This window comes from Paenarthrobacter sp. NPDC089988, from assembly GCF_044748465.1.
Lineage (GTDB): Bacteria > Actinomycetota > Actinomycetes > Actinomycetales > Micrococcaceae > Arthrobacter.
This window is the reverse complement of sequence record NZ_JBIVGD010000002.1, coordinates 192,874-212,075: the sequence shown is the minus strand read 5'-3', so window position 1 is coordinate 212,075 and position 19,202 is coordinate 192,874. Positions and strand designations below refer to the sequence as shown.

20 protein-coding genes are annotated in these 19,202 nt (G+C 65.0%); 9 read left to right on the top strand and 11 right to left on the bottom strand.

All coding sequences use genetic code 11. The annotated features are described in order from the left end of the window. Positions 1–84 precede the first annotated feature (84 nt). From ACIPV6_RS04250 to ACIPV6_RS04220, 7 genes are all read right to left on the bottom strand, one after another. The gene (locus ACIPV6_RS04250) at positions 85–1,038 is read right to left on the bottom strand and encodes an ABC transporter substrate-binding protein (RefSeq protein ID WP_400269671.1); all 954 of its coding nucleotides are present in this window, start codon (positions 1,036–1,038) and stop codon (positions 85–87) included. Then, positions 1,035–1,781 (bottom strand): ABC transporter permease, encoded by a 747-nt coding sequence (locus ACIPV6_RS04245; protein ID WP_400269670.1) that lies wholly within the window; start codon positions 1,779–1,781, stop codon positions 1,035–1,037. The genes ACIPV6_RS04250 and ACIPV6_RS04245 overlap by 4 nt, the downstream gene beginning before the upstream one ends. Further along, complete coding sequence (locus tag ACIPV6_RS04240; RefSeq protein ID WP_400269669.1) at positions 1,778–2,512, bottom strand: ABC transporter permease; 735 nt, start codon at positions 2,510–2,512, stop codon at positions 1,778–1,780. The genes ACIPV6_RS04245 and ACIPV6_RS04240 overlap by 4 nt, the downstream gene beginning before the upstream one ends. Then, the gene (locus ACIPV6_RS04235) at positions 2,512–3,606 is read right to left on the bottom strand and encodes an ABC transporter ATP-binding protein (RefSeq protein WP_400269668.1); all 1,095 of its coding nucleotides are present in this window, start codon (positions 3,604–3,606) and stop codon (positions 2,512–2,514) included. Before ACIPV6_RS04235 ends, ACIPV6_RS04240 begins: the two co-directional genes overlap by 1 nt. Before the next feature lie 159 nt (positions 3,607–3,765). Further along, positions 3,766–4,938: a ribosome small subunit-dependent GTPase A gene (gene rsgA, locus ACIPV6_RS04230; RefSeq protein WP_400269667.1), complete on the bottom strand. Its 1,173-nt coding sequence runs from the start codon at positions 4,936–4,938 to the stop codon at positions 3,766–3,768. Positions 4,939–5,156: 218 nt separating this feature from the next. Further along, a complete protein-coding gene (locus ACIPV6_RS04225) occupies positions 5,157–5,621 on the bottom strand; it encodes an NUDIX hydrolase (RefSeq protein WP_400269666.1) in 465 nt (154 codons plus the stop codon). A gap of 30 nt (positions 5,622–5,651) precedes the next feature. Continuing rightward, a complete protein-coding gene (locus ACIPV6_RS04220) occupies positions 5,652–7,448 on the bottom strand; it encodes a beta-galactosidase family protein (RefSeq protein ID WP_400269665.1) in 1,797 nt (598 codons plus the stop codon). 49 nt (positions 7,449–7,497) lie between these two features. On the opposite strand from ACIPV6_RS04220, the gene ACIPV6_RS04215 reads away from it, so the two are divergent. Beyond that, positions 7,498–8,514: a pirin family protein gene (locus ACIPV6_RS04215; protein WP_400269664.1), complete on the top strand. Its 1,017-nt coding sequence runs from the start codon at positions 7,498–7,500 to the stop codon at positions 8,512–8,514. Between the two features lie 36 nt (positions 8,515–8,550). Here the strand turns inward: ACIPV6_RS04215 and ACIPV6_RS04210 are convergent, their stop codons facing one another. Then, the gene (locus tag ACIPV6_RS04210) at positions 8,551–9,495 is read right to left on the bottom strand and encodes an N-acetylglucosamine kinase (RefSeq protein ID WP_400269663.1); all 945 of its coding nucleotides are present in this window, start codon (positions 9,493–9,495) and stop codon (positions 8,551–8,553) included. A gap of 39 nt (positions 9,496–9,534) precedes the next feature. On the opposite strand from ACIPV6_RS04210, the gene ACIPV6_RS04205 reads away from it, so the two are divergent. Next, a complete protein-coding gene (locus ACIPV6_RS04205) occupies positions 9,535–10,560 on the top strand; it encodes a nitronate monooxygenase (protein ID WP_400269662.1) in 1,026 nt (341 codons plus the stop codon). Here the strand turns inward: ACIPV6_RS04205 and ACIPV6_RS04200 are convergent. Beyond that, on the bottom strand, positions 10,535–11,509 hold the full coding sequence (locus ACIPV6_RS04200; protein WP_400269661.1) for a LysR substrate-binding domain-containing protein: 975 nt from the start codon (positions 11,507–11,509) through the stop codon (positions 10,535–10,537). The genes ACIPV6_RS04205 and ACIPV6_RS04200 overlap by 26 nt on opposite strands. Positions 11,510–11,600: 91 nt before the next feature. On the opposite strand from ACIPV6_RS04200, the gene ACIPV6_RS04195 reads away from it, so the two are divergent. From ACIPV6_RS04195 to ACIPV6_RS04185, 3 genes are read left to right on the top strand one after another with little or no spacing between them, the layout of a single operon-like run. Next, positions 11,601–12,827: an MFS transporter gene (locus ACIPV6_RS04195; RefSeq protein WP_400269660.1), complete on the top strand. Its 1,227-nt coding sequence runs from the start codon at positions 11,601–11,603 to the stop codon at positions 12,825–12,827. Positions 12,828–12,858: 31 nt separating this feature from the next. Beyond that, a complete protein-coding gene (locus ACIPV6_RS04190) occupies positions 12,859–13,497 on the top strand; it encodes a TMEM175 family protein (protein WP_400269659.1) in 639 nt (212 codons plus the stop codon). Positions 13,498–13,549: 52 nt separating this feature from the next. Then, on the top strand, positions 13,550–14,056 hold the full coding sequence (locus ACIPV6_RS04185) for an Lrp/AsnC family transcriptional regulator (RefSeq protein ID WP_387434933.1): 507 nt from the start codon (positions 13,550–13,552) through the stop codon (positions 14,054–14,056). 12 nt (positions 14,057–14,068) lie between these two features. On the opposite strand, the gene ACIPV6_RS04180 is transcribed toward ACIPV6_RS04185, so the two are convergent. Next, entirely contained in the window at positions 14,069–15,301 is a 1,233-nt protein-coding gene (locus ACIPV6_RS04180) for an MFS transporter (protein ID WP_400269658.1), read from the bottom strand. 171 nt (positions 15,302–15,472) lie between these two features. Here ACIPV6_RS04180 and ACIPV6_RS04175 point away from each other — a divergent pair, with 171 nt between their 5' ends. From ACIPV6_RS04175 to zapE, 4 genes are read left to right on the top strand one after another with little or no spacing between them, the layout of a single operon-like run. Next, a complete protein-coding gene (locus tag ACIPV6_RS04175) occupies positions 15,473–15,988 on the top strand; it encodes an Lrp/AsnC family transcriptional regulator (RefSeq protein ID WP_400269859.1) in 516 nt (171 codons plus the stop codon). A gap of 10 nt (positions 15,989–15,998) precedes the next feature. Then, entirely contained in the window at positions 15,999–16,424 is a 426-nt protein-coding gene (locus ACIPV6_RS04170; RefSeq protein ID WP_400269657.1) for a DUF1761 domain-containing protein, read from the top strand. A gap of 10 nt (positions 16,425–16,434) precedes the next feature. Beyond that, entirely contained in the window at positions 16,435–17,430 is a 996-nt protein-coding gene (gene corA / locus ACIPV6_RS04165; protein ID WP_400269656.1) for a magnesium/cobalt transporter CorA, read from the top strand. Further along, entirely contained in the window at positions 17,421–18,596 is a 1,176-nt protein-coding gene (gene zapE / locus ACIPV6_RS04160; protein WP_400269655.1) for a cell division protein ZapE, read from the top strand. Before corA ends, zapE begins: the two co-directional genes overlap by 10 nt. A 33-nt stretch (positions 18,597–18,629) precedes the next feature. Here zapE and ACIPV6_RS04155 read toward each other — a convergent pair whose 3' ends face one another. Beyond that, positions 18,630–19,160 carry a ferritin gene (locus ACIPV6_RS04155; protein WP_397322117.1) on the bottom strand — a complete coding sequence of 177 codons (531 nt, stop codon included), beginning with the start codon at positions 19,158–19,160 and terminating at the stop codon, positions 18,630–18,632. Between the last annotated feature and the right edge of the window lie 42 nt (positions 19,161–19,202).

Sequence of the window (19,202 nt, the reverse complement as noted above, 5' to 3'; positions counted from 1 at the left end):
GAGACGTCCCTCACAGAAACGACGACGGCGGTGACGGGCCCGCGCGGGTCCGTCACCGCCGTCGTACGCGGTTTTCGTCAGCTGTTACTTGACGATGCCCTTGTCCTTGAGCCAAGCGGCAGCTGCGTCCTTGGCGCTCTGCTTCTGGTCGCCGCTCACCGAGCGGTTCAGGTTGATGAGGTCCTCGGTGGTGAGGATCTTGGACACGTTGTTGAGGGCGTCCTTGGCCTTGTCCGTCATCTTGGACTTGTTGTAGAGCGGCAGGACCTGCTGGGCCTTGAAATTGTTCTTGGGGTCTTCGAGGACCACGAGGTCGTTGTCAACGATGGACGGCGTGGTGGTGTAGATATCGGCCACCTGGACCTTGTCCTCGAGCAGGGCCTGCAGGGTCAGGTTGCCACCGCCGTCGCTGAAGGGCTGCAGTCCCTTGAGCTCGCAGTTGTAGTTCTTCTTCAAGCCCGGGAAACCGTAGGAGCGGGTCTCGAAGGTGGCCGGGGCAGCCATGGTGAAGTCCTTGCAGACCTTGGCCAGATCCTCGATGGACTTCAGCTGGTACTTCTCTGCCGTGGCTTTGGTGACCACCATGGCATCCTTGTCCTCGGCCTTGGCTGCATCCAGCACGGCCAGGCCCTCAGGGAGCTTGCCCGGCAGCGCCTTGTACACGTCATCTGCCGAGACCTCCGTGGCATCGGCGTTCAGGTAGGACAGGAGGTTGCCGGAGTAGTCCGGGACGAGGTCCACCGAGCCGTCCTGGACCGCCTTGAAGTAGATCTCGCGGGAACCAATGTTTGGCTTGGTGGTGGCCGTGACTCCGGCCGCGTTGAGGGCACCGGCGTAGATTTCGGCGATGACCTGGCTTTCCGGGAAGTCGGCCGAACCTACCACCAACGATCCACCGGCTGATCCACTGGGTGCCGACGTCGACGGTGTTGCCAGGGGGCTGCCACCACAGGCGCTCAGCGCAAGCGCCACACCGAGGCCGGCTGCCAGGCCGCCGAGACCACGGCGCGTAAGGGTCATGGGGACGGGGTTTTTCATGGTGTACCTCCTTGAACGGCAGCCCCGGAGGGAGCTGTGGCTTGGTGACCGTCGGATGCCTTCTGGCGTCCGCGGGAGTCGGGGGCAAGGCCCGGTGACAGCACCAGGCGCTGGATGGCGGCGAGGACAAGGTCGACGGCGATCGCCAGGGCTGCGATCAACAGGGAACCGCCGAGCATGCGCGGGAAGTCCTGAAGGACCAGTCCGTCGAAGAGGTAGCGGCCCAACCCGCCCAACGGCAGGTAGGCAACCACCGACACTGTGGCGATGACCTGCAGCACTGCCGTCCGGATTCCGCCGAACATCACTTGCAGGCCGTTGGGCAGTTCCACGCGGAACAGGATCTGCATCTCGGTCATGCCCACGGCCCGGGCACCATCCACCACCGTGGAATCGACGCTGGAGATGCCTGCGTAGGTGCCTGCCAGGAGCGGTGGAACGGTGAGGATGACGAGTGCCCAAACCGGCGGCATGAGGCCGCTGCCCGCCAAAAGCGCGAACAGCACCAGCAGGCCCAGCGTGGGCAGGGCACGGAGGGCGCCGGCCAAGGCGACCGCAACCACCCTGCCCCGGCCTGTGTGGCCAATGTAGAGCCCAACGGGAATGGCTATAGCCGCGGCGATGACCAGCACCAGGCCGCTGTATTGCAAGTGTTCGGATAGACGCGCAGGAATTCCACCGCTGCCGGACCAGTGCAAAGGATCGATCAGCCAGGCGATGGTGTCCGTGAAGATGTTGCTCATGCCGAAGCCCCCGGATCCGGTCGTGGGGATGCCTGCGCTGCCGGGCCGGACTTAGGTTCGGTGACGATCGCCGTGGTGCTGGCCTGTCCGCTGCCACCCGCGGCCCGTGTCCAAGGCGTCAGGATCCGCTCCAGCACCACGAGCACGGCGTCCATCAGCAACGCGAGCACCAGGATGGCAACGATGCCCACCACCACTTCGGTCACGAAGGCACGCTGCAGGCCGTCGGTGAAGAGCATTCCCAGGTTCCCAACGCCCAACAACGCCGCGACGCTGACCAGCGAGATGTTGCTGACCGACACAACGCGGAGCCCGGCAAAAAGCACCGGGAGGGACAAAGGCAGATCTACTTGGAAGAACCTGTTCAGTGGCTTGAAGCCCATGGCGACGGCGGCGTTGCGAAGATCGTTGTCCACGGAATCGAAGGCATCCATGGCTGCCCGGACCAGCAGGGCCACAGCATAGATCGTGAGGGCCACCACCACGTTCAGGGGGTCCAGTATCCGCGTGCCCAGGATGGTGGGAAGAATGATGAACAGGGCCAGGGACGGAATGGTGTACAACAGGGAAGTCGCCGTGGCCACCACTGATCGCAGGGTGCCGTTACGGCGGGCCAACTGTGCCAGGGGAATCGAAATCAGCAGCCCCAGGAGCATGGGAACGACGGCCAGGACCAGATGCTGTCCCGCCAAGCCAAACACCATGCCCGTGTTCGCCAGGAACCACTCCATCAGGTGGCGTCCTCCCTGCGGCGGCGGACTTCCTCGATGAGGGCAAGGACTTCCGGCGCCTTCAAGACGCCGGCAACCCGGCCGTCGTCGTCCACGGCCACGCCAAGCCCTGACGGGGAGGACAGCGCCGCGTCGAGCGCCCGCCGCAGGGTGTCCCCCTTGCGGAAGAGCGAACCGCCGGGGATGATTCCGGCACCGTCCCGCGGTGAGGACCACCCGAGCGGCCTGGACTCCTGGTCGACAACCAGCGCCCACTCCCCCGAATCCTGGCCGGCGTGATGCCCGTCCGAGGCTCCCACCATGGTGACGGGATGCAGCTGCACCGAGTCGGCGGCGTTGAACGCCAAATGCCGGAAGCCCCGGTCACGGCCAACAAAGGAGGCTACGAAGTCGTTGGCCGGCGCCCGCAGGATCTCCTCCGGAGCCGCGTACTGGGCGAGCTTACCGCCCACGGCAAAGACCGCTACCTTGTCGCCCAGCACCGTTGCCTCATCGATGTCGTGGGTCACGAACACGATGGTCTTGGCCAACTCGCGCTGGAGGCGCAGCAGTTCCTGCTGAAGTTCGTCGCGCACCACGGGGTCCACCGCGCTGAAGGGCTCATCCATGAGCAGCACCGGCGGATCTGCCGCGAGCGCACGCGCCACGCCGACGCGTTGCTGTTGGCCGCCCGAGAGTTGCGACGGGTACCGTTTGCCGAGTCCGGAAGCCAGCCCGACGACGTCGAGCAGTTCCGCCGCACGCTTCCGCGCCGCGGTCTTCGGAACGCCGTTCAGTCGCGGAACGGTGGCAATGTTGTCCAGCACGGACCGGTGCGGGAGCAAACCTGCGGATTGCATGACGTACCCCATGGACCGGCGCAACTGGGCGGCCGGGACCTTTGACACGTCCTCGCCGTTGACGGTGATGGTGCCCGCGCTGGGCTCGACCATGCGGTTGATCATGCGCAATGACGTGGTCTTGCCGCAGCCCGAGGGACCGACAAAGACCGTAATGGCACCCTTGTCGATGGACATGCTCAGAGCGTCAACCGCCGGTTGTCCCCCCTGGTACTGCTTGGTCACGCTCTGGAACTCAATCATGGCTTCGGCCATACCTGGGCTTACCTATCTGTAATTTCGACATCCTCGGACGGTAGAGCCAATTGATCATAAGCACGCTTACTGTGGCTGTAAAGCCGATCTTCACCCAGCGTAGCCAGCGGGCCAAGCGATGTCAGCGACGCCACGTATTCCGTAATGAATCGGCAATGTTCACCGTTTCCGGCGTTTGGGGTTCCTTCCGTTCCTTTCCTCGGCCGTGTCGTGGCGGTATCGCTCGGCCGCCCGTTGTCCGCGTTCGGCGGAAACCACCTTCTGGTGCCACTCGCGCTGGTAAGCACGACGCGCGGCTGCATCGTGTTTCCGGTTCAGTGCCGCGATCTCCCGCTGGAGCTTGAGGTAGCTTGCCCACCGGCGATGGTCCAACGATCCGTTGGCCAAGGCCTCCAGCACGGCGCACCCCGGCTCAGCCTGGTGGGAGCAGTCGGAGAACCTGCATTGCCCGAACAGCTCTTCAAGGTCGCCGAACATTTCGTCCATACCGTCGTCCGCGTCGAAAAGGCCGAAGCCACGGACGCCAGGCGTGTCCATCAGTACTGCGCCACCCTGCAACGGAACCAGCTCACGGGACGTGGTGGTGTGCCTGCCCTTGCCATCGCCGGCACGGACCGCGCCGGTCTCCTGGACGCCGCGACCCACCATGGCGTTGATCAGCGTGGACTTGCCTGCGCCGGACGGGCCAAGCATCACCAAGGTTGCCCCTTGCGGAATGTGGCGAAGGAGTTCATCCAGGCCGTCGCCGTGTTCGGCAGAGGTAGTGACCACTTCCACGCCGGCTGCTTGCTGGATGACCTCGCCCACAACATCGTCCGCCAGGTTTGCGAGGTCGGCCTTGGTGATCACCACCAGGGGTGTGGCACCGGAATCCCAGGCGGCCACGAGCGTCCTTTCCAGGCGGTTGTGGGTCAGCGGCCGGTCCATGGGAACCACCACGGCCACGATGTCGATGTTCGCACCGAGGATCTGTTCCTCCGAGGACGACTCGAAGGCGCGCTTGCGGCTCAGCGCGGAACGCCGGGGCAAGACCTCGACGACGGCCCGCTCACCGGCCGCGTTGCGCCCCAACCACACCCAGTCTCCCGTGGCTGGGACGAGGCCGCGGCGCGGGTAGGGCAAATGGAGCAGCCCGTTGCCCGAAGCGACCAGGACGTGGTTTCTGTCGAGGCGGACGATCCGGCCCGGCGAAGCATCAGCGGCGGACGCCAACGGTCCCGTCAAAGGATGGTCCGCGAAGAGTTGGACAACGCGGGGGTTGTATCCGTACTCCACGAGGAGTCGGTTGGTAGCAGGAAAAAGGATGTCGCTTGACGAAGCGTAAGTATTCAATCGGTAGCCTCTGCTGAGGCCCGGCCACCTGGCTAGAGGCAGGCGGATGCCGGGACAGGAATGGTGGAATGACGGTGCGCCGCTGCACTGTGCGAACTGTGCGGGGCGCGCAGAACCATGGCAGTCATCAAATCCACCTCCTCGGCATCCAGGGCCGGCTGTCGATCGGCCGGCAACGACCTCCAGCGTACTCAGGCCCGCCGGATATGGCTACCCTTTCAGGAATCGTGTGCGGCGAGCTTTCCATCCAGCGGGCGTTCCCGCTCAAGGCGAAGGGCCACATCCACCAGCGAAACCCGGTTGAGCTTGCCCACATCCTCAAGGGGGATCCAGGCAGCATGGGTGGTGCTGCCGTCCACCTCGTGCGTCAATTCCCCGCCGGTGATGGAGGCTTCATAGACCAGCCGGAGCGCCTGGAAGTCACGGGTTGTTCCGTCCGGCTGGGCTTCCCTGGGCCAATGGCCCACATCGATGCCGAGCATGCGGTGGATCCGCGCCTCGTAGCCTGTTTCCTCCAGGACCTCGCGCCGGCAGCCGTCCACGGGGTGCTCGGCCAGGTCCAACCCTCCTCCGGGGAGGGTCCATCCTTCCTTGTCGTCCTGCTTCCAGTACGCCAGGAGGATCTTGCCTTCCTGAATAATGACGGCGTAGGCAGCGGGGCGGGTGTCGAAGTCCAGGCTCATTCAGCCAGCATAGTTCTCCCCCGGGCCCGGTTACGTAAGATCAGCCGCGCCGATGGGACCGGCCTGTTCCGGCCCGAGGTCCGGCTTCTCCCGAAGCTCAATGACGGCACCCGGGTCACCGAGTTCCAGCACCCGGATGCTGTTGCGTCCCGCCCTCACCAAAGGCGCCGGGGCGTAGAGGGTTACCTGCGGTCCCTTGTTCCAGTACCTGCCCAGGAGAAAGCCATTGAGCCAGACGAAGCCCTTAGTGGATTCCGGGAGCGCAATATAGGTGTCTGCGGGTTCCGGGGCAGTGAACGCTGCTTCGGGGAGGTCCGCGAGATCCTCCTCTGTCCATTCGCCCAGGGCAACAGGCGTTTGGGTCCAGTGGAAGGTGTAGCGCTGGTTGATGAGCACGCCACCCAGGATGCCCTTGCCCTGGCCCGTGAATGGTCCGTAGTTGATGCGGCCCAGGTTTTCCACGAGGATTTCCAGTTTTGCCGGGATACCTGTTCCAGTAACGGCCAGCCCCTCGGCCGCGGTTTGGTCATCCAGGACCCCCGCGTACGCTCCATCCACCCAGATGTAGGCACGGTCGTGAAGGCCCATGATCTTGAGGCGGCTCTCCGTGGGAGCATCACGGCGTCCCGGAAGGATGGCCTCGGCCGCATACAGGACCATGCCGCCGTCGAGCCCCAACTGCTCGAAGGTGAGGGGCTTGACGCTGGCAACCGGCGACGCTGCTTCCTTGGCGATGTCCAGCGGACCCCGCCCGGCCGTCAACGGCAGCGACTGCGCCGGGAGGACAGGAGCCGCCGTAAGCAGCCCAGAGGGAAGTTCGGGCAGGTCATCGATGCCCTGGGCGCGGTAGAACTCCCTGCGAAGGGCGTGGAACTTGGGCGTCAACTCGCCGTTTTCAGCGATCGGGGCATCGGAGTCGTAGCTCGTGACCGTCGGCTGGAGCATGGTGCCATCGTGGTTGCTGCCCGACCCGAGGCCGAAGTTGGTTCCACCGTGGGCCATGTACACGCACAAGGACCCACCGGCGTCGAGCATTTTCCGGGCTTCGGCTGCCGCATCGGCGGCATCACGGCGGTGGTGGTGTTCGCCCCAGTGATCAAACCACCCACCCCAGAACTCAACGTTGAAGAACGGCTCGTCCGGCCGGCGTCGCTTCCACGTTTCAATGGCCTCGTCCCCGCGGCTCCCGAGCGTCGCAGTAGCCCACGTCCCCTCAACCGAACCGCCATCCAGGAAATAGTCGGTGCCTCCGTCGGCCGTAAAGAGCAACTCAGTGATCCCGCCGTCCTCGAGCACGCGGCGGTTCCAGCGGATGTACTCGTGGTCATCGCCATAACTGCCGTACTCGTTCTCAATCTGGACTGCCACCACAGGGCCGCCCGCGGAGGCCTGGCGGGAGGCAATGATAGGCAGCAGGTGGCCGAACCACTCCTCTATAGCCGCGGTAAACGCAGGATCCAGGCAGCGCAGGCCAATACCCGGAATGCCGGTGAGCCATGCGGGGAAGCCACCGTTGTCCCACTCGGCGCAGATGTACGGCCCGGGCCGGACGATGACCTCCAGGCCTTCCTCGGCGGCAGTGTCAATGAAGCGTCCCAGGTCCCGCCAACCGGTGAAGTCCGGAGCCTCCCCGCGCGTAGGCTGGTGGAAGTTCCACGCCACATACGTGTCCACCGTATTGGCGCCCATCGCCTTGAGTCGACGCAGCCGGTCACGCCAGAGATCCGGGTGCACGCGGAAGTAGTGGATGGCTCCAGCGAGGATGCGGTACGGTTCACCCGAACGGTAGAGGACGGCGTCACGATAGCTCAGAAGGGCGTTGTTCACACGGAACAGATTAGCTCAATTTCCAACATTTATGCACAGGTGATGACACATGACCAATCTGGATACTGCTCCCGCAGAGCAGGTCTGCCCCGCCGCTCCTGAAAGCCAGGGGCCGTGCGTCCAGTTATGGCCTGAGCGTGAGGTTCCCTTGGGCGGCGTTCGCGCCATGAACGTCTACCGCACCCTGCCGCAACGCGGGTTGCCCACCGTGGGTGCATGGTGTTTCCTGGACAGCTTCGGCCCGGACCGGGTTGCCATGAGCGTGCTCCCCCACCCGCACTGCGGCCTGCAGACCGTCACGTGGCCGCTGGAAGGAGCCGTTCGGCACCGCGACAGCGTGGGAAGCGACGTAGTGGTCCAACCCGGAGAACTGAACATCATGACGGCCGGGCACGGCATCTCCCACTCTGAGTTCTCCGTCCTGCCGGAGTCCGACGGTTCGCCGGAAGACATCCCGGTGTCCCGCGGACTGCAGTTGTGGGTTGCCCTTCCCGACGCACACCGGCACCGCGAACCCACCTTCGAACAGCACCGCGAGCTTCCCGCCGCCGTCGGTGAGGGCTATACCGCCACAGTGATGGTGGGCGAGTTCGCCGGCCAGCGCTCCCCTGCCACCATGTTCAGCCCTATCGTCGGCGCGGACATCACCGGCTCGGGAACGTTTAGCTTCCCGCTGCGCCCCGACTTTGAGCATGCAGTCCTGGTGCTGGATGGGCAGTTGGTCATCGACGGAGAATCCGTTGCCCCCGGTCCGCTCGCTTACGTGGGTGCGGGTAGGCATTCGTTGACGGTCGACGCCGCCCCGGACACCCGGTTCATGCTCCTGGGCGGAGAACCGTTCGGCGAGGACCTGCTGATGTGGTGGAACTTCGTGGGGCGCACCCACGAGGAAGTGGAACGGGCGCGCGAGGAGTGGGAAGCCGAGGGATTGCTCGACGACGACGCTGCCGCCACCTCCCGCTTCGGCCTGGTCCGCGGCCGCGGACCGGACGCGGGGGCCGAGGCCGGTCGCATACCGGCGCCGCCGCTTCCGGGGGTCAAGCTCCGCCCGCGAACCCGCGGCTGAACCGGACCCGAGGCTAACTGCCGCGCCCTCCCCTGATCAGGCGCGCTGTTCCGCCACGAGCCGGGGAACGCCGAAAACCGGGTCCTGCTGCAGGATCCGAACGTCGGCGATCCCCGCCTCGGCTAGCCTCTCCATGAAAGCCTCCTGAAGCCGGACCACGTTCATGCCAAGGCCGCTGCCAAGGATCACGGGCCCGTCGATGCCCAACTGCCGCACGGCCTGGGCGGCGAGTTCGGCAAGGTCCTTGCCGGCCTGGTTCACCAAGGCCACGGACGTCTCATCACCGGAATCCGCGGCTTCCACCACCAAGCGTGCCCGCTGCGCCCAGAATCGGCGGCCGGTCCCGGAGGAATGGAACAGGGCGATGAGCTTGCCGGGTTCGTCCACTCCGCACGATTCCAGCAAGGCCCGGCTCAGGGCGTCCGGCTCCAAGCCCTGGTTCATGCGGCGGAGGCTGTGGCGAACAGCCTCGCGGCCCAGCCAGTACCCGCTGCCTTCGTCGCCCAGCAGGTACCCCCACCCACCGGCGCGGGCTTCCTCGCCGGCCTCGTTCCTGCCCCAGGCAGCCGAACCCGTCCCCGCAATGACCGCGACGCCCGTGCTTGCGCCACCGGCTGCCAGGAGCAGCCTGGAATCGTGGACAACCGTGATGCGTGCGCCCGGTACGTGGGGGGCGATCAGGTCTGCGAGCGCCTGCGCGTCCTCGTCTGTGTCAATGCCACCGGAGCCGGCGTAAACCTCGGCAACATTGCCGCCGCCGATCCTGGCGAACAGTTCCGCAAGGTTGGCTTTGGCCTGTTCACGGGTGACGTTCTGGACATTGGAACTTCCTGCGCTCTCGTCACGGACAGGCGTTCCATCCTCGAAACGCACGCCGCGCGTTTTGGTGCCGCCGATGTCCAGGCCGATCACGGTTCCGGCCAGGGGTGCCACGGCTTCGGGCGACGACGGGGAATGCTTGTCCGAGTCAAGATTGTTCACCGTGAAAGACTAGCTTGGAGCGTCCGGAGGAGAAACCGCATGTCCCTGTTCCATACCCCGTTCATTGCAGCACCCATGGCCGGTGGCACCTCCACTGTTGCGTTGGTGAAGGCAGTCCAGGATGGCGGGGGCTTGGGCTTCCTTGCTGCGGGATACAAGAGCGTCGAGTCCATGACGGCGGAAATCACCGCCGCCCGCAGTGCGGGCCTGCGTTTCGGAATGAACGTCTTTGTCCCGGATCCTGCCCACCTCCCGCCCGGGGCTGAGGCGAGGGCACGGCTTGAGGACTACCGGGCGGAGCTCGAGGCCGAGGCGGCCCGTTACGGCGTAACCGTACCGCCCCTCCGCCTGGACGATGACGACGCCTGGCAGGGCAAGATCGACGCCCTCCTGGCGGATCCCGTGGAATTCGTCAGTTTCGCCTTCGGACTTCCCGGCACGGCAGTGGTCAAGGCGTTGCAAAAAGCCGGAACGACCGTGATTTCCAGCGTCACGAGTGTTGACGAAGCCTTGGCTGCGGCAGAGGAAGGCCCGGACGCCATCGCTGTTCAGCACCACACCGCTGGCGGACACACGGCCGCCTTCCTCTCCAGCGGTGGGCCCCCGGCTGAAAGCACGACGGCGGGGCTGCTCGCCCAGGTGCGTGCCGCCGTCGGGCTTCCCCTGATTGCGGCAGGCGCGATCAGTGACGGCGCCGTGCTTCGTGACGTCCTGGCGGCCGGGGCCGACGCTGCCCAGGTGGGTACCGCGTTGGTGCGCACGGACGAGAGCGGAGCCAGGCAGGTGCACAAGGACGCCTTGGGCGATCCGGTCTTCACCGAGACAGCCATGACCCGCGCGTTTACCGGCCGCTGGGCCCGCTCCCTGGTCAACGATTTTGTGCGTGATCACCAGGATGCTCCCGAAGGCTACCCTGCCATCCACCATTTGACGGCACCCATCCGGGCCGCTGCGTCCGCCGCGGCAGATCCTCACCGGGTCAATCTGTGGGCGGGTGAGGCATGGCGGTCGGCGCGTACCGGGTCGGCTTCCTCAGTGGTCAAGGAGTTCCTGAGCGGGCTCTGACCAGTTCCGCCAACAGCTCCCCGCCCCGGTTGACCACCAGTTCCCTGAAACGCCGCACCGCTTCCGGTTCGAAACTCCGTTCCCGCCAGGCCAAGCCGATCTGCCGGAAAGCCAGATCGGATTCGATGGGCACCTCCACCAGCCCCAGTTCCGCCTCCGGGAGGAATTGCCCAGTGCCGTAGCCGGGTCCGGCGGGTGGCAGGATGCTGTATCCCGAACCGGCCGAAACCAGGCCGCGGACGGTGGTGGACTCCTGAACTTCGAAAGCGATCCGCGGCCGGTAACCGGCCTCGCGGAGCAGTGCCTCGCCGAGGGCCCGGAGGCCCACCCCCTCGGGAAGGGTGACGTAGGGTTCATGGCGAAGCTGGGAAAGGTGGAGGCTCGCCCGTCCGGCCAAGGGATGCCGGTAATGGAGCACCACCCTCAACGGCTCGCGGTAAAGGGCGAAGGAGCGGATGCCTTTGCCTTCCGGCGCGATCGGGGCGGTGAGCGCAAAGTCGGCGTCGCCCCTTGCCAGTTCCTGTAGGCAGTCGTCCCGCGGGCCTTGCCGCAGCTCAAAAACGGTGTTCGGGTGCTGTGCCCGGAATGCGCTGATGAGCAGTGGCAACGTGGCCTCACCGAACGTGTGCTGGAACGAGACGCCGATCTTGCCACGCACCACGTCCGACTCGTGCCTTACCCTGTCCAGGCCGGCCTGGAAGTCTTCCAGCGCGGCTTCGATATACGGCAGGAGTGTCTTGGCGGCGGGCGTCAGCCGGATTCCCCTGCCGTCGCGGACCAGCAGGTCCATCCCGACGATCGCGCTGGCCCGGGCCACGGCCCGGCTCACCGTGGATTGCGGAACCCCAAGGAGTTCGGCGGTCTCCGTCATATGTTCGGTGCGCCCCAACTCGGCCAAGACGGGTAACAGCGGCAGCAACTGGATCAGTTGCTGGTGGTCCGGCTCCATGGTTCCTCCGCTGTCATTGATGCAATGTTGCATGAGTTATCAGCAAATCATGCATTGGAATACGGAGTTGTGCCAAGCCTAGTCTGACCGGGTGACGACTACAGCAGCAGCTTCGCCCCAAACGTGGGACGGACACGCGAAGGGATCCAGCGGCTACCGGCGGGTCCTTGCCGCCCTGGCCTTGGCCGGAGTGGCTACGTTTGCCCAGCTCTACTCCACCCAGGCCGTCCTCCCGCTCATGGCGGCAGACCTGCACATCACGGCTGCCGATGCTGCCCTCAGCATCTCCCTTGCCACCATTGGCCTCGCGGTCACCGTGCTGCCATGGTCCTTCGTCGCGGACCGGATCGGGCGGGTCCGCGCCATGGCCTTCGGCATCGGGGCCGCCACGGTCCTGGGCCTGCTGGTTCCGCTGGCACCCACCGTTCCGGTGCTGCTGGGCCTGCGGGCCCTGGAAGGCATGGCACTCGGCGGAATACCGGCCATTGCCATCGCATACCTCAACGAGGAAGTCACCAAAATCCACACTGCGCTTGCTGCAGGCAGCTACGTGGCCGGCACTACTTTGGGCGGGCTGGCCGGACGCCTCGTGGCCGGACCTGTCGGCGAGGCGTGGGGATGGCGGGCCGCCGCGCTGGCCGTTTCGGTGCTCGCCACAGTGTCCGCGATCCTGTTCCTGTTCCTCGTCCCCAAACAGCGCCGTTTCCGGCCGGCCCCGGTCCAAGGCTTCCGAGGCGCCCTGCGGACCCTTCGCGGCCATGCCCTCAATGCGCGGCTCTTCTCCCTTTACCTGCAGGCGTTCCTGCTCATGGGAGGATTCGTGGCCGTGTACAACTACCTCGGCTTCAGGCTCCACGCCGAGCCGTTCGGCCTGCCCGCCACCTTGGTGAGCCTGATCTTCCTGGCGTACCTGTCCGGGACAGTGAGCTCGCGCTGGGCGGCCGGACTGACCACCCGCTTTGGACGGCGGAACGTCCTCCTCGCCGGAATAGCCATCATGTCCGCGGGCCTCGCGTTCACCCTCTTGGACAACCTCGCTGCCACGCTTGCGGGCTTGGTGGTGTTCACCGGAGGATTCTTCGCGGCCCACAGTGTCGGATCCGGCTGGACAGGTGCCATCGCCACTACGGGGCGTGCCCAGGCGGCTTCGCTCTATAACCTGTCCTACTACCTGGGCTCCAGCGTGATCGGCTGGGCGGGCGGACTCGCCTTCCAGGCTTACGGCTGGACTGCCCTGGCACTGGGCGTCATCGCCTTGGGACTTACGACGGCGGCAGTCACCGCTGCGATCCATGGCAGGTCCGGCGCAACAGGCTAAGAACGGCCACCCACCACCTACAATCGGAGGCATGGCACAGGTCACAAGGCCCCGGGAACTGTCCTCACCCGAAAGATTGCAGGCGTTTACGGATGCCGTGGTGGCCATCGCCCTGACGTTGCTGATCCTGCCGCTCATGGAAAGCGTGGGCGACCTGGCCGATGAGGACGGCACCACGGCCGCTTGGTTTGAGCATGAACGCTATTTGCTGCTCGGCTTCGCGTTGAGCTTCCTCCTCATCGCGGTGTTCTGGGTGCACCACCACCGGTTGTTCCGGAGTGTCCGCCGGATCGATTCCGGTTTGCTGTGGTGGACCGTGGCGTGGATGTTCACCATCGTGTGCATGCCCGTGGCAACGGCACTGTCAACGCAAATGCGCGCCGATTGGGCGCAGCCCCTGGTGTACATCGGCACGCTCCTGGCTACCAGCCTGACGCTGCTCGCGGCACGGCTCTACCTCCGCCGCCACCCGGACCTGCACACGCTGGACGACGTCGAGGCCAACTCTGGCATACGGGCGGGCGCAATTGTCTCCGGCCTCTTCCTGGTTGCACTCGTGGTGGCCCTGATCGCCCCGGAACTCGGCAACCTCCCCCTGGTCCTGATGGTGCTGAGTGAACCCCTCCAGCGGCTTTCCAACAGGAGCACCCGGAAGGTGAAGGCAGCCTAGATCGCAGGGAATTCACCGTTATGATGGGTGGACGGCAATTTCAGGAGGATCCGTGAGCACCACCCCGAAGAATGTTCGATCGGCATCGGGCAACGCAGAGCCACTGGATGCCATCGACGAACGGATCCTCGCAGCGCTGGTAGACGACGCGCGCATCTCCAACAAACAACTCGCCGAACTGGTGGGCATTGCCCCTTCCACGGCCCTCATGCGGACCCGGGCATTGTCCGAGCGGGGCATCATTGAAGGCTTCGAAGCCGTATTGAGCCTGCCCGCAATTGGCCGCTCAGTACAGGCCCTGATCGCCGTCCGCCTGCGCGCCCACGACCGCGACCAGATCGACCGTTTCACGGCCCGCGTCCCCAAGCTGCCGGCCGTGATTTCCACCTTCCACACCACAGGTTCGGTCGACTATCTGCTGCACATCGCCGTCGCCAATACTGACGACCTCCGTAACTGGCTCTTGGACAACCTCGCCACCGACCCAGTGGTGGGCCACACGGAAACCACCATGGTGTTCCAGCACATCCCGGGCAACCGGGGACCGCTTCCCGAGTAGGAACGACACCCCTCAGGCGCGCGCCGCCCGCATCGCCACTCCGGCGAGCGCCAGCGCTGCCACTCCGCACAAGACCGTGAAACCCACGACGGCGGCCTGGAGCCCCACCGCCGCAACGGCAAGTCCCAGCCCCATCACCGGGACGGCGCTTCCCAGGTACGTGATGACGTAGACCGTGCTGATGACCTGCGCGTGGCGGGCCGCTTCCACTTTCCCGGCCACCTCGTTGAAGACCTGGCGGAAGGCCACACCCTGCCCGGCTCCCGCCGTGATACTGGCAGCGACCAGCAGCGCCGGGCTGGACCACGTAGCCGCCGCGCCCACCAGGACCACGGATACGCCAAGGACTGCCAAGGCAACGGGGACCTGGTATCTTCCGCGGGTGCCCAACAGTTGGCTCAAGGCTGAAGCGCCCAACGTCACGCCAGCAAGAAGCCCGATCAGCGGCCGGGAATCAGCATGGACCACGTAGGCGAAGTAGCCAGGTGCCAAGGACAGGCAGAACCCAAAGACCGCAAAACTCAGGAAGCCTACAGCCGAGGCCATCCAGAAAGCGCCGCGTGCGCTCCGTGATACAGCCGGACGCCGCGGGGCGAGCACTTTGAACGCGGGCTTTCCCGGAGCCGGCGCAATGGCGGGCCGGGCCTTCAGGAGCCACAGCGGCACCAGAGCCGCCAGCAGGATCCCGGAGTGGACATAGTACGGGGTGCGAGTGGGGTCCGGGAGGAGCGAGAGCAAGCCGCCGATCACAGGACCCGCAGCGACGCCACCGGCAGAGGACAAGAGTGTGAAGCGCGAGGCCCAGTCCGGCCTGTGGGGCAACAGTTCCCGCAATGCGGCAGAGCTTGCACCCGTAGCCAGTCCCACGGCCACGCCTTGGAGGGCACGGCCGGCAGACAACATCAGGAGGCTGTCCGCAGCGGCAAAGATGGCCCCACCTGCAAGGCCGACCAGGACAGCGAGGACCAGGGCGGCCCGCCGACCGATGTGGTCCGACCAATGGCCGGCCAGGATCAGGACAGCCACCAGGGCGAGGACGTAGCTGGAAAAGGCCACGGTGACATCCAGCGACGACAAACCCAACCGGGCATGCAGCAAGGGATACAACGGCGTTGCGAGGTTGGCACCAACCAGCAACGAGAAGATCACTACGCCCGTGAGGACCAGCCGTGCAGTCGTACTGGCATCCCATCCCCATCTCCCGGCGGTGGCCGGACGCATGCGGAGTTCACTCAAGACAGTCATTTCCATGCCTTCGATCAAGTGCCGTGCCAGCGAGTCCTTGTGGGATGGCTGGCAAGGGGCAAGTATTGGTGGCAATAGAATTGCCTACTATTGAGCGCAACGCATCGAATCCATGACAGGATTGAGCGATATACGCAAAGATGCCTTGTCTAGGTGAGCCGGAGTGACCATTTGAACAGCCTTGACCCGCTGGACCTGAAAATCCTTCTTGAACTCATCAGGGACCCGAGGGTCCAAATCGCCGAACTGAGCGATTCGCTGGGCATTGCCCGGAACACTGCGCAGAGCCGGGTCAAGCGCCTTCTGCGTTCAGGAGTCCTGCAGGCGGCCGGCCGTGAAGTCGATCTGGAAAAGGTGGGCTACGACGTGGTGGCCTTCGTGACCATAGAGGTCACCCACCGCGAACTCGACGGCGTCATCGGGGCCCTCCGCCTGATCCCCCAGGTCCTGGAAGTGCACGAGATCTCCGGCCGCGGCGATCTATGGTGCCGCGTCGTGGCCACGGACACCCACAATCTCCAGTCGGCCTTGCGCTCGGTGCTCAGGACCAAGGGCGTGATCCGGACCGAGACAGTGCTTGCCCTCCACACGCATATCCCTTACCGGACCGAGCCATTGATCAGCCGGATGACGGCCACGCCAACACGCAGCAAGCAGGAGCACTCCAACCCCCTTCCAGGGCCCTAGGATTTTTAGCATGGATTGGCTTTCACACATTTCACAGATCAACTGGCTGGCCGTGCTGCTGGCATTCGTTTCCAGCATGATTGTGGGGTTCGTCTGGTACATGCCATCTGTCCTGGGCAAGCGATGGATGCAGGCCATCGGCAAGACAGAAGAAGACCTCAAGAACATTGACGGCGGCGTGGGCATCTGGGTCCCCATGATGCTTGCCTCCGCCCTGACCAGCATCCTCCTCGCAGTCCTGATCAGTGCGCTGGACCTGAACGCCTTCTGGGCGGGCGCCTTCTTCGGCATCATCATTGCCCTGGTATTCCGGGCCGGCGGCCACGTGATCCACAACGGCTTCGCCGGCCGCCCCACGGCAGTCACGGTGATTGACTCTGGCCACGACATAGTGGCACTCGCAATCGCGGGCGCCATCATCGGAGCCATGCAGTAGCCTTCTGCCCGTGACCATCATCGATAACGCCGTCTACGTAGACGGCGTACGCACCGCCACTCCGGAAAGCCTGGAGCAAACATTCGAGACACTGGCCAGGCACGGAGGCATGGCCTGGATCGGGTTGTACCGGCCCACCCAAGAGGAAATGGCAGGCGTCGCCGCCGAGTTCGGCCTCCACGAACTCGCCGTCGAAGACGCTGTCTCCGCCCACCAGCGGCCCAAGCTGGAACGGTACGACAACAACCTCTTCACCGTCCTGCGGCCCGCAAGGTACCTGGACGAAACCGAAACCGTGGAGTTCGGCGAACTGCACGTCTTCACCGGCCCGAATTTTGTGGTCACCATCCGCCACGCGGAAACTGCGGGCGTAGCCCGGGTCCGGCACCGGCTGGAGGACCGCCCGGACCTCTTGCGCCACGGTCCCGAGGCCGTGCTCTACGCGCTCCTCGACCAGGTGGTGGATGACTACGCTCCCGTGGTGGCCGGTCTGGAAAACGATATCGACGAGATCGAGGACCAGCTCTTCAGCGGAGACTCCACGGTCTCCCGACGGATCTACGAACTCGCCCGCGAAGTGATCCAGTTCCAGCGCGCCATCCATCCCCTCCCTGAGATGATGACCCTGTTGGAAAAGGGCTTTGAAAAGTACGGCGTGGATATTGAGCTCCAGCGCTCCCTGCGAGACGTCGAGGACCATGTCAAGCACGTGATATCGCGGGCCAACTCCTTCCGCGACCTCCTTCAGAACGCCCTAACGCTGGACGGCACCCTCACTGCCAACCGGCAGAACGAGGCAAGTGCGGCGCAGAACGAGCAAGTCAAGAAGATCTCCTCCTGGGCCGCAATCCTCTTCGCCCCGTCGTTTGTGGCAGGGGTCTACGGCATGAACTTCGACTACATGCCCGAACTGCACTGGGGAGTCGGCTACCCGATGGCGGTCGGCCTCATGGTGGGCGCGGCACTCATGATGTACGTGATCTTCAAACGGAAGGGATGGCTTTGACGCCACCCCTTGCAAGCCCCTGGCATCGCCAACCGTCCAAGGCTGTCAGTGCCGCCCTCATGGCAGGAATAGAGCACGACGCCGGACGCTCGGGTTTCGCGCTCGAGCCGAGCCAGCGGGCAGCAGCTGAGCGGTTGGCCGCTTTCGGCGCATCGGTGACCGGCCGGCGTCGCGCTTTACCCCCAACGGTGTCACGGGGCAGGACGCCGCGGAGCATCTACCTTCACGGCCCCGTGGGGCGCGGCAAGACCTGGCTCATGGACAGCTTCTACCGCGGACTCCACGCACGGAAGCGCCGCGTCCACTTCCACGATTTCTTCAGGTCGCTGCACCGCGGCACCCACGGACAGCAAGGCGCAGGCGACGGGACAGCCATCCAGCGGTCCGTCGATGCGATGCTGGCGGACATCGATGTGCTGTTCTTCGACGAATTCCACGTCCACGACGTTGGAGACGGGATGTTCATGGCCCGTCTGCTGCGCACCGCCGCGCAACGCCACGTGCCCCTGGTTGTTACCTCCAACTACGCCCCTGACGAGTTGCTGCCCAATCCCCTGTGGCATGATCACTTTCTTCCCACCATCGAAGCCATCAAGGACATGATGGACATCCTGGTGATCAGCGGGCCCTCGGATTTCCGGCGGTACCCTGTGGCCGGTTCTTCCTTGGCGGCCGCTCCGCCGGCGTTCCGCTCCGGACGGATCATCTGCCCCGGCTCTGCCCATCAACTGGGCCGACTGGGACTGTTCGTGCCACCCGCCTCGCAGAGCCGGGTCCTCACCCCCACCACCCAGCCGGTGGTGGTGAAGAACGCAGATCCGGACCTCCTCTGGGTCAGTTTCGGGTCCCTGTTCGCGGGCCTGACATCGACGGCGGATTACCTGGCCCTGGCCGATGCCTACAAGGCCTGGGTGATCGACGACGTACCTTCGCCGGCACACGCCGACGCCTCCATGGCGCCCGCCTGGCAAAGGTTCAGCAATGCGGTGGACGTGCTGTACGACCAGGACATCACGCTGTTCCTGGTCGGTGTCGGCCCCCTCGACTGGGACGTGGCCGGGACCGGCAGCGTCCAGCCAGTCGACCTGGCACGGATCGCCAGCAGGCTCTCCCTCCTCGGCCGATCCGCGGCGGACACAGACAACGAAGGGCCCGCCGGAAGCTGACTTCCGACGGACCCGTCCGGCTCTGGTTCGGTGTTAGATCGCGCCGCCGGCTGCCGACGGAGCCCCGGCGTCGTGTCCGCCGTCGCCCACGGTCTCACGGGCAACGTAGTTCTCAATGTCGAACAGGTTCTCGGCTCGTTCGGTGATGTTCAAGAGCGTGGTCATGGAAGCAACTTCCTCAACCTGTTCCTTCAGGAACCACAACATGAACTGCTCACCCAGGGCATCACCCTCGGCACGTGCCGCGCGGAACATGTCCTCGATGTTCCGGGTGACTTCCTTCTCCTGCTCCAACGCCAGGGCAATGGGTTCCTTGGCATTGGTGAAGTTGTTGCGGACCGGGGCGATTCCCGGAATCTCGACGTGCACGTTGCGGTCCAGCATGTACTGGACCATCATCATGGCGTGGTTTCGTTCTTCAAGGGACTGGCGATAGAAGTGACGTGCCAACTGCGGCAAGTCTTCGCCGTCGAAGTACACAGCCACGGCAATGTACTGCTGGGAGGCCGCGAACTCATTGGCGACCTGGGCGGACAACAACTCATTGAAAGTCTTCTTAGCCATGGCACCGATCCTACAGTCGCGAATCGACGCAGGCGGCCTGTT